The 15,033-nt window shown below is 62.2% G+C and carries 16 protein-coding genes; 5 read left to right on the top strand and 11 right to left on the bottom strand.

Features of this window, described 5'->3' with window-relative positions; genetic code table 11:
• Window positions 1-17 precede the first annotated feature (17 nt).
• Genes CUV01_RS14610 through ispH form a run of 3 tightly spaced genes read right to left on the bottom strand, consistent with a single transcriptional unit; the run spans window position 18 to window position 2,291 of the window.
• Window positions 18-623: a glutathione S-transferase family protein gene (locus tag CUV01_RS14610; RefSeq protein ID WP_101461116.1), complete on the bottom strand. Its 606-nt coding sequence runs from the start codon at window positions 621-623 to the stop codon at window positions 18-20.
• A 60-nt stretch (window positions 624-683) separates the two neighbouring features.
• Window positions 684-1,316: a hypothetical protein gene (locus tag CUV01_RS14605; RefSeq protein ID WP_101461115.1), complete on the bottom strand. Its 633-nt coding sequence runs from the start codon at window positions 1,314-1,316 to the stop codon at window positions 684-686.
• 18 nt (window positions 1,317-1,334) lie between these two features.
• Entirely contained in the window at window positions 1,335-2,291 is a 957-nt protein-coding gene (gene ispH, locus CUV01_RS14600) for a 4-hydroxy-3-methylbut-2-enyl diphosphate reductase (protein WP_101461114.1), read from the bottom strand.
• 107 nt (window positions 2,292-2,398) lie between these two features.
• On the opposite strand from ispH, the gene CUV01_RS14595 reads away from it, so the two are divergent.
• On the top strand, window positions 2,399-3,574 hold the full coding sequence (locus CUV01_RS14595) for a PQQ-dependent sugar dehydrogenase (RefSeq protein WP_101461113.1): 1,176 nt from the start codon (window positions 2,399-2,401) through the stop codon (window positions 3,572-3,574).
• A 35-nt stretch (window positions 3,575-3,609) separates the two neighbouring features.
• Here the strand turns inward: CUV01_RS14595 and CUV01_RS14590 are convergent, their stop codons facing one another.
• Both CUV01_RS14590 and CUV01_RS14585 read right to left on the bottom strand, forming a co-directional pair.
• Window positions 3,610-3,825, bottom strand: a complete 216-nt coding sequence (locus CUV01_RS14590) for an alpha/beta fold hydrolase (protein ID WP_101461112.1) — start codon at window positions 3,823-3,825, stop codon at window positions 3,610-3,612.
• Window positions 3,826-3,968: 143 nt separating this feature from the next.
• Entirely contained in the window at window positions 3,969-4,514 is a 546-nt protein-coding gene (locus CUV01_RS14585; protein ID WP_101461111.1) for a LabA-like NYN domain-containing protein, read from the bottom strand.
• Window positions 4,515-4,625: 111 nt separating this feature from the next.
• On the opposite strand from CUV01_RS14585, the gene folK reads away from it, so the two are divergent.
• The 4 genes from folK to CUV01_RS14565 all read left to right on the top strand — a co-directional run bounded on the left by folK (window position 4,626) and on the right by CUV01_RS14565 (window position 8,460).
• A complete protein-coding gene (folK, locus tag CUV01_RS14580) occupies window positions 4,626-5,168 on the top strand; it encodes a 2-amino-4-hydroxy-6-hydroxymethyldihydropteridine diphosphokinase (RefSeq protein ID WP_101461110.1) in 543 nt (180 codons plus the stop codon).
• A 72-nt stretch (window positions 5,169-5,240) separates the two neighbouring features.
• Window positions 5,241-5,597, top strand: coding sequence for a DNA-directed RNA polymerase subunit omega (gene rpoZ, locus CUV01_RS14575; RefSeq protein WP_101461109.1), 357 nt, complete (start codon window positions 5,241-5,243; stop codon window positions 5,595-5,597).
• A gap of 27 nt (window positions 5,598-5,624) precedes the next feature.
• Complete coding sequence (locus tag CUV01_RS14570) at window positions 5,625-7,739, top strand: RelA/SpoT family protein (protein WP_101461108.1); 2,115 nt, start codon at window positions 5,625-5,627, stop codon at window positions 7,737-7,739.
• A gap of 46 nt (window positions 7,740-7,785) precedes the next feature.
• Window positions 7,786-8,460, top strand: coding sequence for a DUF2062 domain-containing protein (locus CUV01_RS14565; RefSeq protein ID WP_101461107.1), 675 nt, complete (start codon window positions 7,786-7,788; stop codon window positions 8,458-8,460).
• Window positions 8,461-8,475: 15 nt separating this feature from the next.
• Here CUV01_RS14565 and CUV01_RS14560 read toward each other — a convergent pair whose 3' ends face one another.
• From CUV01_RS14560 to CUV01_RS14535, 6 genes are read right to left on the bottom strand one after another with little or no spacing between them, the layout of a single operon-like run.
• Window positions 8,476-9,384: a 2-hydroxyacid dehydrogenase gene (locus CUV01_RS14560; protein ID WP_101461106.1), complete on the bottom strand. Its 909-nt coding sequence runs from the start codon at window positions 9,382-9,384 to the stop codon at window positions 8,476-8,478.
• A gap of 6 nt (window positions 9,385-9,390) precedes the next feature.
• Window positions 9,391-10,530 (bottom strand): rod shape-determining protein RodA, encoded by a 1,140-nt coding sequence (gene rodA, locus CUV01_RS14555; RefSeq protein ID WP_101461105.1) that lies wholly within the window; start codon window positions 10,528-10,530, stop codon window positions 9,391-9,393.
• Between the two features lie 9 nt (window positions 10,531-10,539).
• Window positions 10,540-12,489 carry a penicillin-binding protein 2 gene (mrdA, locus tag CUV01_RS14550; protein WP_101461104.1) on the bottom strand — a complete coding sequence of 650 codons (1,950 nt, stop codon included), beginning with the start codon at window positions 12,487-12,489 and terminating at the stop codon, window positions 10,540-10,542.
• 12 nt (window positions 12,490-12,501) lie between these two features.
• Window positions 12,502-13,038: a rod shape-determining protein MreD gene (locus CUV01_RS14545; protein ID WP_101461103.1), complete on the bottom strand. Its 537-nt coding sequence runs from the start codon at window positions 13,036-13,038 to the stop codon at window positions 12,502-12,504.
• On the bottom strand, window positions 13,031-13,969 hold the full coding sequence (gene mreC, locus CUV01_RS14540) for a rod shape-determining protein MreC (protein WP_101461102.1): 939 nt from the start codon (window positions 13,967-13,969) through the stop codon (window positions 13,031-13,033). The genes CUV01_RS14545 and mreC overlap by 8 nt, the downstream gene beginning before the upstream one ends.
• Window positions 13,970-13,992: 23 nt before the next feature.
• Window positions 13,993-15,027 (bottom strand): rod shape-determining protein, encoded by a 1,035-nt coding sequence (locus CUV01_RS14535; RefSeq protein ID WP_101462122.1) that lies wholly within the window; start codon window positions 15,025-15,027, stop codon window positions 13,993-13,995.
• Window positions 15,028-15,033: the final 6 nt, after the last annotated feature.

Genomic DNA, 15,033 nt, shown 5'->3' with positions numbered 1-15,033 from the left:
CATGCAGGTTGCGGCCATCATGCGGAGAGCGCCTGATAGCCGGGCTGCGCCTCGATCCGGGCAAGCCAGTCATTGATCGCCGGAAAACGCTGCATGTCGAAACCGCCAAGCGAGCCTGCGGTATGGGTATAACCATAAAGGCAAATATCGGCGAGACTCATCGCGTCGCCTGCCAACCAGTCATGGCCTGACAAACGATCCTCCATCGCCTGCAAGACCGCATGGCCACGATCCAACAGATCGGCCAGCCGCTCGGGCGTGGCATCCGCGGCGCGGTGCGGATAGGTCATCAGCGCGGCGCGCACGGCAATGACCGGCTCGTGATTGTACTGTTCCCAGAACATCCAGCCAAGCATCTGCGCCCGCGTAACCGGATTGGCGGGGATGAAATCCGTCCCCTCGCCCAGATACCATAGGATCGCGTCGGATTCGCCCAGTACGGTTCCATCGTCCAATGCCAAGGCCGGGACCTTGCCGTAAGGTAGAGTTCCGTCAGCCTTCGCGCGGTTCAGCCGCTCCGATCCGTACTCGCAATCGACAATATCAGCCGCCTTGTTCGCAAGCGCCAGCAGCAGTCTGATCTTGTAGGAATTTCCAGACGACGGCATGGAGTATAGGATCATCGGACGCTCCTGTTATCTGGCGCGAAATGTTAATGGCGCCACCCGTGGCGGCGGTCTTTTTCAGGGGGCGAAGCCGAACTGTTCGAACTCCCATGCTGTCAGGTCGCGGATACGACGTTTCTGCACGGCGGACAAGATTTCGGTCGCGGGGCGCCGATCCTGGCGGAACTGGCCTTTGGCCCGGGGCAGAGGCGGCAGTTGGCGCCCGAATTTTTGAGACAGTTCCTCACGCGCCTCTTCCAGTCGCTCGTGGAAAAAGACCCGATCTACAGCGAGTTCACCGTCGATCGTGTAAAGTTCTCGATCACTGGCAACATGCCTGTCAATGATATCGTCGATTGTCGCGGACAAATCCTCGACCTCTTTGCCGCTTCTACCCAAGCACCAATACGCCCTTGAAACCACTTTCTCGTAGGGATGCCGCTCGACCGTGAATCGATAGAGATTGGGCCACTCTTCAGGGATCAATGCCCGAATGCGGTTCGCAGACATGTGCGGCCCCAAGGGCACGCCGTTAAATGTCGGTGTCGAAGCAATGCCCTCCATCTCGCGAAGAAGGGCTTCGTCGGGCGCATAGATCGCAGCTCTGAGGTCAGGCGGCCTGCAGATGCAGGACAAGGCGATCTCAAGGCTGGTCCCCCCGGTCTTGCGGGATTTTATATATACAAATCTGTTGCTAAACGAAATCAACATGCTCGGATCTGGACCCGGTCATGCCGGCTCGCGCAGGACGCGCGGCACCTTGAACTCGACGTTCTCCTGTGCGGTCTCGACCACCTCGACCGTCACGTCAAAGCGGGCACGGAAGGCGTCGATGACCTCGTTGACCAGCACCTCAGGCGCACTGGCCCCTGCAGTCACGCCGACGGCGCGCACGCCCGACATGGCGCGCCAGTCGATCTGGTCGGCCCGCATCACCAGTTGCGAATAATCGCAGCCCGCGGCCTTGCCGACTTCGACCAGCCGTTTGGAGTTGCTGGAATTTTGCGCGCCGATGACCAGCAGCGCATCAATGAGGGGCGCGACCGACTTGACCGCAGCCTGCCGGTTGGTCGTCGCGTAGCAGATGTCTTCCTTGGTCGGGCCGATGATCGACGGAAAGCGCGCCTGCAAAGCTGCCACGATGGCCGCCGTGTCATCGACCGACAGGGTGGTCTGGGTGATGAAGGCCAGTCGATCCGGATCGCGCGGTGTGATCGTCGCCACATCCTCGACCGTTTCGACCAGGATCACCTCGCCCCGCGGCAATTGTCCCATCGTACCCAGCACTTCGGGATGACCCTCATGGCCGATCATGACCATCTGCAACCCATCCGCATGATGGCGGGCCGCCTCGACATGGACCTTGCTGACCAGCGGACAGGTCGCGTCGACGAACACCATGTCGCGACGCCGCGCCTCGGCTGGAACCGCCTTGGGCACGCCATGGGCCGAAAAGATCACCGGGCGATCATCAGGGCATTCGTCCAGTTCCTCGACAAAGACCGCCCCTTTTTCACGCAGGGAATCAACGACGTATTTGTTGTGCACGATCTCGTGGCGGACATAGACGGGTGCCCCCCATTTCTGGATCGCCATCTCGACGATCTTGATGGCGCGATCCACGCCGGCGCAAAAGCCGCGCGGGGCGGCCAGATACAGGGTCAAGGGAGGCTTTGCATGTTCCATAGCGGGTTGCCTAGCGCGACGCGCCGGGAAAATCCAGTGGACCTGAACGGCAGCTGGGGCGTTGACGTCGGGACATAGCCAAGCCCGACATTCACAGGAGTTTTTTGATGAAAACCTTTATTTACACCGCAGCCGCAGCTTTAACCGCCACCACCCTTTCCGCCGAGCCCTGGCCGCAGGGCGAACCGAATACGCAATTCCAGCCCGCATTCGAGGGGCAGACCCGCGCGGACGCAGTCCTTAGTGACTTGGAATTGCAGGTCGAACCGCTGGTTGAGGGGCTGGAAAACCCCTGGGCGCTTGCCTTTTTGCCCGATGGGTCCGTGCTGATCACCGAACGCCCGGGCCGGCTGAAACTGTACAAGGACGGCGCCGTGAATGACGTGGCCGGCATTCCCGAGGTCTTTTCCGAAGGTCAGGGCGGATTGCTGGACGTGGCCATCGCCCCTGATTTCAACAGCAGCCGGACGATCTTTCTCAGTTACGCGGAACCTCGCGGCGAATTGAACGGCACCGCCGTCGCGCGCATGACGCTGACCGAGGACGGCACTGCCGTAGAAAATGTCGAGGTGCTGTTTCAACAACAGCCCGGCTATGGCGGGGCCCAGCATTTCGGCAGCCGCATCGTCCCGACTGCCGATGGCAATCTCTTTGTGACCCTGGGCGAAAGATCCGACCCAGAACCCCGCAAACTGGCGCAGGAACTGGACGGTCATCTGGGCAAGGTGGTCCGCATCGGCCAACAGCCCGGCCAGACGCCCGAGAACCCATTGGCCCAGCAGGGCGCCCTGCCCGAGATCTATGCCTACGGCGTGCGCAACCCGCAGGGCGCGGCGTTGGACGCGGACGGCCAGCTTTGGGCCATCGAGCATGGCCCGCGTGGCGGGGATGAGTTGAACCGGATCGAGGCCGGAAAAAACTACGGCTGGCCGGCGATTTCATATGGGATCAACTATAGCGGCGAGCCGATCAGCGAAGGCATCTCGGCGCGCGACGGGATGGAGCAGCCGGTCTATTACTGGGACCCGGTGATCGCACCCTCTGGCATGATCTTTTATGACGGCGCGATGTTTCCCGATTGGCAGGGCGACGTCTTGATTGCCTCGCTCAGCAGGGCAATGCTGGTTCGGCTGGAAATGGACGGTCAGCGTGTGACCGGCGAAGAGCAATTCCCGCTGGATATCGGGCGCGTCCGCGATGTGCAGCAGGCCCCTGACGGCTCGCTCTGGGTGGTGACGGATGAGGCCGACGGCGGTATGTATCGCGTGACGCCGAAAAGCTGACATGGCCCGCCCCGCTGGAAACGGCGGGGCACACCCTATCGCGCCGTGCCCATGACAGCCGCGACCACAGCCTCTGGCGCATCCTCTTGCATCAGATGACCACAACCGGGAACCCGGATCATCGGCTGATCTGATTTCAAGGCGGCCAACGCGTCGCCTTGTGCTGCGGGCAACCACTGGTCCGCTTGTCCCCACAACACCTGCACCGGGCCGTCCATGCGGCGCTCCAGCCGCCACAGCCGCGCCAGCAACGGCGCGATCCGCCGCCAAAGCAGCGATCAACACGTCCACGCGGCTGGACCAACGTCAAACGCGACGAGGCAGCTATTGCCGATTTCATGGCGTGGCTGGCGCAGCGGGTTGGGCCGCCGCGCCATTGAAAGCCTGCCCTGCGCTAGACCTGCGTGGTCTCACGCGGCGGACGGCCGATCACCTCGCGCAGATCATTCAGCTCGATGAAATTATCCGCCTGACGACGCAATTCATCAGAGATCATCGGTGGGTGGCTGCGCATGGTCGAGACCACCGTCACCCGCACACCCATTCGCTGCAGCGCCTCGACCAGGGGACGAAAATCACCGTCGCCCGAAAACAGCACGATATGATCCAGACGCGGCGCCAATTCCATGGCGTCGACGGCCAGTTCAATATCCATGTTGCCCTTGATCTTTCGCCTGCCCAGGGTGTCGGTATATTCCTTGGCCGGCTTGGTGACCAAGGCGTAACCGTTATAGTTCAGCCAGTCGATCAGCGGGCGGATCGGCGAATATTCCTCGCCCTCAAGCAGCGCCGTATAGTAATATGCGCGCACCAGCTTGCCACGGCGTTGGAACTCTTGCCTGAGCAGCTTGTAGTCTATGTCGAACTCTAGCGACCGTGCTGCAGCGTGCAGATTGGCGCCATCGATGAACAGGGCCAATCTGTCATCCTTGTAGAACATCTGTCATAGCCTTCCGAAATAAAATCATGGAACCTGTCCTCGCTCTGGATGTGAGGGCACCCGAAACAAAGATCAGCAAATTCTGGGCAGCAGGTTCACAAGGTAAAACAGATGATCGATTACATTGTCGCACTTGGTGGCAACTTGCCTTCCGCCCTTGGTGATCCCGCAGCAACGCTGCGGCATGCCGTGACAATCTTGCATTCTGATCAGGATATTACAATCACCGGCGTGAGCCGATTTCATCGAACCGCGGCCTTTCCAGAGGGCTCTGGTCCGGATTTCATCAACGCTGCCGTGATCCTTTGCTCGGACCTGAAACCTGCCCGGCTGCTGGCCCGCCTGCACGAGATAGAAGCAGGGCTGGGACGATTGCGCCAAGGCAGGCGCTGGCAGGCGCGGCCACTGGATCTGGACCTGATCGCCGCCGGCGATCTGGTGCTGCCGGATGCCGCCACGCAAAACTGGTGGCGCGATCTGCCACCCGCACGTCAGGCCGCCGCCGTCCCCGAGACGCTGATCCTGCCGCATCCGCGAATGCAGGACCGCGATTTCGTTTTGCGTCCCCTTTCAGAGATCGCTCCGCATTGGCGCCACCCGCTGACCGGGCTGACCGTAACGGCAATGCTGGCGAAATTAGGGAAGGATGCTTGACATTCAGACCCCACACCACCAGTTATCCGGTTTCGCAGTGCAAGTCCGATTCGCAAGCCAAAGGGGTAGCATATGGCCCGCGTAACCGTCGAAGATTGCGTCGACAAGGTTCCAAACCGTTTCGATCTGGTGATGCTGGCATCGCACCGTGCGCGTGAGATCACCGCAGGCAGCGCGCCCACCATTGATCGCGACAATGACAAGAATCCGGTTGTCGCCCTGCGCGAAATCGCCGACGAAACCCAGCCCGTCGACGATCTGCGCGAGCGGATGATCGAATCGACCCAGACGCAGATCGAGGTAGACGAACCCGAAGAAGACGCGATGGCGCTTCTGTTGGGTGCTGAAGTCGATCGGCCCAAGCCCGCCGATGACGAAAGCGAAGAGCGCATGCTGCGCATGATGCTGGAAGCCAACGAGCGCAGCTGACGGAACAAGCGGGGTCTTCGACATTCTATGATCGACGTCGAAGACCTTATTGCGCTGGTCAAGAACTATAACCCGCGCAGCAATTCCGACCTGATCCGTGATGCCTATGAATACGGGTTGCGGATGCATGAGGGCCAGTTCCGTCATTCGGGCGAGGCCTATTTCACCCATCCCGTCGCCGTCGCCGCCATCCTGACAGAGATGCGGCTGGACGACGCCACGATCGTCACCGCCCTGCTGCATGACACGATCGAGGACACGCGCTCGACCTGGGGCGATGTCGCCAAGCTGTTCGGCAAAGAGGTCGCTGATCTGGTCGATGGCGTGACCAAGCTGACCAACCTTCAGCTCTCAGGTGCGCAGTCCAAGCAAGCCGAGAATTTCCGCAAGCTTTTCATGGCGATGTCGCGGGATCTTCGTGTGATCCTGGTCAAACTGGCCGACCGCCTCCACAATATGCGCACGATCAAGTCGATGCGTCCCGACAAGCAGGCACAAAAGGCGCGCGAGACGATGGACATCTATGCGCCGCTGGCCGGACGCATGGGGATGCAGTGGATGCGTGAAGAGCTGGAGGATCTGGCCTTCAAGGTCATCAATCCCGAGGCCCGCAACTCGATCATCCGCCGATTTGTCAGCCTGCAAAAGGAATCGGGTGATGTGATCAGTCAGATCACCACCGATATCCAGGCAGAGCTTGAGAAAGAGGACATTGATGCGGATGTCTTTGGCCGCGCGAAAAAGCCCTTCAGCATCTGGCGCAAGATGCAGGAAAAGCAGCTGGCCTTTTCGCGGCTCTCCGACATTTACGGCTTTCGCATCATCACCCGTTCAGAGGCCGATTGTTACCGGGCGCTGGGCGTGATCCACCGGCGCTGGCGGGCCGTTCCGGGCCGGTTCAAGGACTACATCAGCCAGCCCAAATCGAACGGTTATCGCTCGATCCACACAACCGTTTCGGGGCGCGATGGCAAGCGGGTCGAGGTCCAGATCCGCACCCGCCAGATGCACGAGGTCGCCGAGGCCGGCGTTGCCGCGCACTGGGCCTATCGCGACGGGGTCAGGACCAAGAACCCCTTTGCCGTCGACCCGGCAGAATGGATCGAAAGCCTGACCGACCGCTTTGGCGAAGAGGATCACGACGAGTTTCTCGAGCACGTCAAGCTAGAGATGTATCAGGATCAGGTCTTCTGTTTCTCGCCCAAGGGCGATGTGATCCAGCTGCCGCGCGGCGCGACGCCGATTGATTTTGCCTATGCAATTCATACACGTCTGGGCAATAGTTGCGTCGGCGCCAAGATCGACGGCATCCGGGTGCCGCTGTGGACCCGGTTGAAAAACGGTCAATCGGTCGAGATCATCTCGGCTTCGGGTCAGCGCCCTCAGGCGACCTGGCTGGACATCGTGGTGACGGGCCGTGCCAAGGCGGCGATCCGGCGGTCCCTGCGCGAAGAGGATCGCGACCGCTTCGTCAAGCTGGGCCGCGAACTGGCGCGGGTGGCCTTTGAGCATGTGGGCCGACGTGTGACCGACAAGGCGCTCAGGACCGCGGCCAAACAGATGGGCCTGAGCGGGGCCGAGGAACTGCTGGCGCATATCGGCAGTGCCGAGATATCGGCGCATGATGTGCTGGCCGCACTTTATCCCGAACTGGCGGACAAGCAGGACGATATCGACCCCAACCGTCCCATCGCGGGACTAGAGGCCGATACCTCGTTCACCCGCGCCCCCTGCTGCAACCCGCTGCCGGGTGAGCGGATCGTGGGCATCACTTATCGCGGCAAGGGCGTGGTGATCCACGCGATCGACTGCCCGGTACTGGCGGAATTCGAGAACAGCCCGCAGCGTTGGGTCGATCTGCATTGGCATGAAGGACGCCATCCGGCGGCCTATTCGACCATGCTGTCGCTGACCATCCGCCACGACGCGGGCGTGCTGGGGCGCATCTGCACCTTGATTGGCGTGCAGGGCGCCAATATCTCGGATCTGGAATTCATCGACCGTAAACCCGATTTTTACCGTTTGCGGATACAGATCGAACTGCGCGACCGCGAGCATCTGCACACACTGCTGACCGCGCTCGAAGCAGAAAGCGACGTCGCGCAGGTTAATCGGGTGCGCGACCCGGTGCTGAAACCTTAGGTCACGCACAGGCGTTGATCGCCCAGAGCAGTCAAGAGAGCCAGCCTTGTTCAAACGCCGCACACCGCGCAGTTACGGGCAGATCGCCAGCGACATGATCTATCCCCGCGGCGGCTGGCGCCGTGCGGGAACCTATGTCTTGCATCGGGTGCGCCGCCTGCCCGACCATCCGCACCGCATCGCACGTGGCGTGGCCGCCGGCGTTGGGGTGTCGTTTACACCCCTTTTCGGATTTCATTTCCTGTGTGCGGCAGCGATGGCCTGGCTGATCGGCGGCAATGTGCTGGCAGCTCTGCTGGCAACCTTTGCGATCAATCCGGTCACGGTGCCCTTTGTTGCCGTGCTTTGCCTGACGACGGGCCGCTTCATCCTGGGACTGCACGGCGATCTGGGGCCGCAGATGATCTTTGGCGAGTTCTCGCGCGCCAGCGAGGAGTTGTGGAACAATATCCTTGCCCCCTTTGGCCCGCGTGACGCGCATTGGGGGCATCTGGCCGACTTCTTTCAGCAGATATTCTGGCCGTATATGATCGGCGGCCTCATCTGGGGAACCATCATCGGCGCCGCCTGCCATTACCTGACCGTGCCTGTGATCCGCGCCTATCACAAACGGCGTGTGAAAAAGATGGAAGATCGGATCGCCAAGCTGCGCCAGATCCAGGCGCGACAAGGCGAGCTCAAACCGCCGGCAACTGCCCCGGATCGCAAGCGGAACAGCTAGACCAGCCCGATTGATCTAATAGCCCCTGGTCCTGTCGACCAGATGCAGGATCGGCCGACCCGACATCGCGCGGCGCAGATTTTCGGCGACCAGAACCGCAGCGGTCTCCGCCCGGGTCGCGGCGGCAATATGCGGCGTGACGGTGATGCCAGGATGCGCCCAGAACGGGTGATCGCCGGGCAGTGGCTCGGTCCGGAATACGTCCAGGACCGCATGGGCGATATGCCCCTGATCCAGCGCGGCCAGCAGCCCATCGTCGTCGATCACTTTGCCACGCCCGGGGTTTATGATCGTGGCACCCTTGGGCAGCCGCGCAAGATTATCCGCATCCAGCAGGTTCGTCGTCTCGGCCGTATCGGGCAGAAGGGTGATCAGGATCTCGGCGCGCGCCAGCGCCTGCGGCAATTCACCGGCGCGAAAGATCTGGATGCCCTCAGGACCACGACCCGAAGGACTGTATCCTGCGACATCGAAGCCAATCCCGGCAAGCATCTGCGCCGTGGCACCGCCCAACGCGCCCATGCCCAGCACGGTGACGCGCCGGTCGCGCGCCAGAGGTGGAATCAGATCGTTTCGCCAATCACCATCCTGCGCATAGCGATCCATGCCCAGATGCGCCCGCATCGCCCAGCCGGTGCAATACTCGGTCATGCTTTCGGTCAGGCCGGGATCGACCATACGCGCCAGCGGCTGCGTCAGGGTTGGATTGGTGACGATCCGCTCGACCCCTGCCCACAGACTTTGGACAAGGCGCGCGTTGCGATAGGGCGACAGATCCTCGATCTCGCCGCCGGGCGCATAAATGATGGCATCAAAGCTGGCCGGATCTCCGTCCCGGTGCAACTGGGCCTCTGGGCAAGTTTCCGCAATGGCGGCGGACCATTCCGCCCATTGCGCCTCTGGCGCGGCAAAAAGAACCTTCATCGCGTGCTACCTCGGCCTGTGGACATGCGCTGATTGAACCATTCCGAAGGCCATCAACAGGATCATCATCGCGGTGCCGCCATAGCTGACCATCGGCAGCGGCACCCCGACCACTGGCATCAGCCCCATGACCATGGCCATGTTCACGGCAAAATACAGAAAGAAGGCACCGGCAACGCCGATTGTCAGCAGGCTGGCAAAGCGATCCCGGTTGGTCAGCGCCGAATACAGGCAAAAGCCGATGATCAGCGCGTAAAGCAGCAGCAGAGAGAAGGCACCGACAAAGCCGAATTCCTCGGCCAGGACAGTAAAGATGAAGTCGGTATGCTTTTCGGGCAGAAAGTTCAGGCGCGACTGCGTGCCCTGCATGAAGCCCCTGCCCGACCATCCGCCCGAACCAAGCGCGATCTGCGCCTGCGTGATGTTGTAGCCGGCCCCTAGCGGGTCCGAGGCCGGATCAAGAAATGTGTCGATGCGGCGATACTGATAATCCTTCAGCAATTGCCAGTCGGTCCCGCGGCTTTCCAGCACCGCAAAGACCAGCCCGCCAACAGCCGCGATGACGCCCGCGAAATACCACAGCGACACCCCGGCTGCGAACATCACGATCCCGCCGCCGGCGACCAACAGGATCGCCGTGCCAAGATCGGGCTGCGTAAGGACCAGAAATGTGGGAAGCAGGATCAGCGCCAATGGAACGATAACCCATTGAATACGAGATGTCTTTTCGATATCCAGCCAGTCGTAATAGGCCGCGAGTATCAGCACCAGGGCGAATTTTGTCATCTCGGAGGGTTGCAGTCGCAAGGGACCGATCTCGATCCAGCGCTGCGCGCCCATGCCGACATCGCCAAAGAACTCGACCGCGACCAGCAGCAGCAGACAGGCGATATAGGCGAACACAGAAATGCCGCGCCAGAACCAGATCGGCACAAAGGCAAGCGCGATCATGGCGACCATGCCGATCGCGAAACGCTCCATCTGGGGGCGCGCCCAGGTATCGGGGTTGCCGCCTGCGACCGAGTACAGCATCAGAAAGCCGACCGCGGCGACGGCCGCCAGCAGAAAGACCAGCGGCCAGTTGAGATAGAGGATCTTGCGCAACCCCGTCGGCGTATGCGTGACCTTATAGTCCAGATAAGCCATCGGCGTCCCTTATGCCCGCGTACTGCCAGAGGCGGGCCGCGCCTCGGGGTCATAAAGCGTCATCGCCTCATTGCGGGCCTGCATCGCCGCACGCTCGCCATCGGGCACCGACGACAGGGGCGGCAATCCGCCCGCCAGTGCGAAAAGCAGGATATCACGGGCAACAGGGGCCGCCGCGGCAGATCCGCCGCCGCCATGTTCCACCACGACCGAAACAGCATAGCGCGGCGCATCAAACGGCGCGTAACCGACGAACAGCGCATGGTCGCGGCGGTTCCAGGGCAGTTGATCATTGCTGACGACGCCGCGCGCACGCTCGGCCGCGGTGATGTTGCGCACCTGGCTGGTTCCGGTCTTGCCCGCCATGCGCCATTCTGGCGTGATGATGCGCGATCGCATGGCGGTGCCGCGATTGGAGTTCATCACCGCCTCCATGCCGCGCTGGGCCAGCGACAGATGTGCCGGGTCTATGCCCAGATCTTCGGCTTCCGGCTGCGGTTGAGCGACGTTGTCGATGGCGCGGATCAGCCGCGGCGCTACGCTGCGGCCCGTGGCGACACGCGCGGTCATCACCGCCAATTGCAGGGGCGATGCCAGCACATAACCCTGCCCGATACTCGCGTTCAGACTGTCGCCGATCATCCAGCTTTGATCATAGCGCGCCATCTTCCAGTCCCGGTCGGGCGCGATACCCTCGGCCACTGCCGACATGGGCAGATCATGGCGAACGCCGATGCCCAGCTTGCGCGCCATCGCGGCGATCCGGTCGATGCCCACGCGCTGAGCCAGTTCGTAATAGAAGACGTCGCAGCTTTGTTCTAGGCTGGCCAGCGGGTTGATATAGCCATGCCCGCCGCGCCGCCAGCAGTGGAATCTGCGCGTTCCCAACTCGGTATAGCCTGGGCAATAGGCGCCCCAGCCACCGTTGATGATGCCCGAATCCAAACCAGCCAGCAGTGTGACCATCTTGAAGGTGGAACCCGGCGGATAGACGCCCTGCACGGTCTTGTCGGCCAGCGGGCGATGGTCATGTTCCATCAGCGCGCGATAATCGGGCCCAGAAATGCCGCGCACGAATTTGTTGGGGTCGAAAACAGGCGACGACGAAATCGCCAGGATATCGCCCGTCTGCACGTCCATGACCACAGCCGCCGCGCTTTCCTCGCCCAGGCGTTGCGCGGCATAGTTCTGCAAGCGGGCATCGACGGTCAGTTGAACGGTCGCGCCCTGCTGGCCCTCTTGGCGGCCCAGCTCTCGCATCTCGCGACCAGCACTGTTGACCTCGACCCGCCGCGAACCGGCCTTGCCGCGCAGGGGCTGTTCCATCTTGGCCTCGACGCCGACCTTGCCCAGTTGGAATTCGGGCAGCATCAGCACGGGATCGGGGTCCTCTATCTTGGACAGGTCATAATCAGAGACCGGCCCCACATAGCCCATGACATGCGCCAGATCGCCCGCGCGCGGATAGATCCGCGACAGACCGGCCTCGGGCGCGACACCGGGCAATGAGGGGGCATTCACGGCGATCGAGGAAAACTGCTGCCAGCTGAGCCGGTCGGCCAGAATGATCGGCGTGATGGCGCTGCGCTTGCCGAATTCCTCCATCAACTCGTCGATCCGTTCGGGTGTCATCGGGATCAGCCGCGACAGCCGGCGCAGAACAGGCGCGACATCGCCGCCCGCATCCTCGCGGGTCAGCGTCACCCGGTAATTCTGCTCATTCGCGGCGAGGATCAGCCCGTTGCGATCGTGGATCAACCCGCGTGCGGGCGGGATCAGCCGGATCTTGACCGAGTTGCCATCGCTGAGCAGCCGATACTCGTCAGCATGATCCAACTGCATGCTGCGCATGCGCAGACCCAGGGCGGCCACGACAGACAGTTGAATGCCGCCCAGCATCAGCCCCCTTCGGCCAATCAATCTGGTGCTTTCCAGTATTTCGGCTGGCGATTTGCGCATCTTTTGCCGCCCCTAACGGTATCTCATCATTTCGACCTCGGTCTGCGTGACCCGACGCAGCCCGATCAACCAGCGCGCGGCCCAGACGACGACAGGATAGCTTGCGACCGTTGCGATATATTGCAGGATCACCTGCCCCAAAGCCGGCACCGGCAGCAGAAACAGGATCTGCACGACCCGGTAGCCCAGCACCATCGCACCGATCAGCAAAGCCACGCGCAGCCATTCAATCATGAAAGGCTGTTCGCGCCAACGGGCCTCGCGCAGACGTGCGGCCTCGGAGCCGGCAAGGACAAACGCCGCCCACAGCCCGATCGGACGGTAAAGCATGATATCTTCGAGCAGGAACAGCAGCCCGATCATCGGCGCGGGCAGCAGATCGGGCCGGCGCAGGACCCAGGCAAAGGTCAGGCACAGGCCCAGGTCAGGGCCGGGCCATCCGATAAAGGCGGCGTTCAGCGGCAAGATACGCAGGAACAGGATCGCCAGAAAGCAGGCCGTGAACAGCGCCGCGCCGCGCAGCAGGTCGCGGGTGCGCGCCTCAACCATCGTTGGCCGCCCCGATCAAGCCCTGTGTGGCATCGGGGTCCACCGGGTTTTCAGGAAGCATCGGACCGATAAAGCCGGCATCGCCCGGCGGGATCAGCGCCCCTGTATCATCCAGCGCCTCGGCCGGATGCGAGCGCAGCACACGCAGGAATTCCAGTCGGTCGTAATCGGCCGCCATCCACAGCCTGAGGCGGCCATCGCTGGCTTCGACCACATGGCCGACCAGAAGCCCGGCGGGAAAGACCCCGCCATCGCCCGAGGTTACCACCCGTTCGCCCGGGCGAATGCCCTCATTGCCCTCGATGAAATCCATGACCGGCAGCGGCGTATTGTCGCCCGTCAGCAGGGCCCGCCGACCCAACGGCAGAATTGTCACCGGCACGCGCGACGAGGGATCAGTCAGCAGCACAACCCGGCTGGTCTGGTAACCAACGCCCGCGATGCGGCCCACCAGCCCCAGCCCGTCCATGGTCGCCCAGCCATCGACGATGCCGTCGCGCTGCCCGACATTCAGCAGCACCGACTGGCGAAACGCGCTGCCGCTGTCGGTCAGCACCATGCCGGTCACAGAGGTCAGCGCCGGGTCGATGCGGACCTTGTTCAACGCCAGCAGCTTGTCGTTTTCCTGCCGCAGCTGAACCGCAGCCTCGCGCCAGGCTGGCATTTTCTGCAATTCGCGGCGAAGTTCCTGATTTTGTTCGTATAGTCTGGCGTATGACTGAAACCCGGCGACCATCTGACTGACCTTGGTCACAGGCACGAGCGCCCATTCAAAGCTGGGCACGAAACGGTCGATCATCTGGGTGCGCATGCGTTCGGCCCGCGGGCTGTCGATGCGCCAGAACAGGAACAGCGCAATCAGGATCAGCGCCAGAAGCGCGATCAGAACGCGCCTGACGGGGGTGGCGAAATCATGTCCCTTGCGTGCCATTCAGGGCCTCTGCACGGACGGTATCAGCTATCGTAATCGATCACGTGGCGAAGCTGCTTTTCAAACTCCAGCGCCTTGCCGGTGCCCAGGGCCACGCAGCTCATGGGCTGGTCGGCCAGGCTGATCGACAGGCCGGTCTGTTCGCGCAGCGCCAGATCCAGTTCGCCCAGCATCGCGCCGCCACCGGTCAGGATCACTCCACGATCAACGATGTCTGCGGCCAGATCCGGGGGCGTTGCCTCCAACGCGACCATCACCGCCTCGCAGATTGCCTGGACCGGTTCGGACAGCGCCTCCGCCACCATCGCCTGGCTGATCTCGATTTCCTTGGGGATGCCGTTCAGCAGGTCGCGGCCGCGAACCATCAGCGTGGCCCCGCGCCCGTCATCGGGCATACGGGCGGTGCCGATGCTGGTCTTGATGCGCTCGGCGGTGCTGTCACCGATCAGCAGGTTCTGCTGGCGGCGCAGGTGGTTGATGATCGCTTCGTCCATACGGTCGCCGCCGATCCGGACCGAACGCGCATAAACCACATCGCCCAGCGACAGAACGGCCACTTCGGTGGTACCGCCGCCGATATCGACAACCATGCTGCCGGTCGGTTCGGTGATCGGCATGCCCGCGCCAATGGCAGCGGCGATGGGTTCTGCAATCAGACCGGCCTTGCGGGCGCCGGCGGACAGAACAGACTGCCGGATCGCACGTTTTTCCACCGGCGTCGCACCATGGGGCACGCAGACGATGATCTTGGGCTTGGAGAAGGCCGTGCGCTTGAACACCTTCTTGATGAAGTGCTTGATCATCTCTTCGGCGCTGTCGAAATCGGCGATGACCCCTTCACGCATGGGACGGATCGCCTCGATGCTGCCCGGTGTGCGCCCCAGCATCAGCTTGGCGTCCTCACCCACGGCCAGAACCTGCTTCTTGCCGTCCTTGACGTGATAGGCGACGACCGAAGGCTCGTTGAGGATGATGCCCTTGCCCTTGACGTAAATCAGCGTATTCGCCGTGCCCAGATCAATCGCGATGTCGGTCGAAAACAACCCGCCGAATGCCATGCCCGT

It is taken from the genome of Paracoccus tegillarcae (assembly GCF_002847305.1).
Taxonomy (GTDB): Bacteria; Pseudomonadota; Alphaproteobacteria; order Rhodobacterales; family Rhodobacteraceae; genus Paracoccus; species Paracoccus tegillarcae.
Note: the sequence above shows the minus strand (reverse complement) of the source record. Positions and strands in the feature narration are given on the sequence as shown.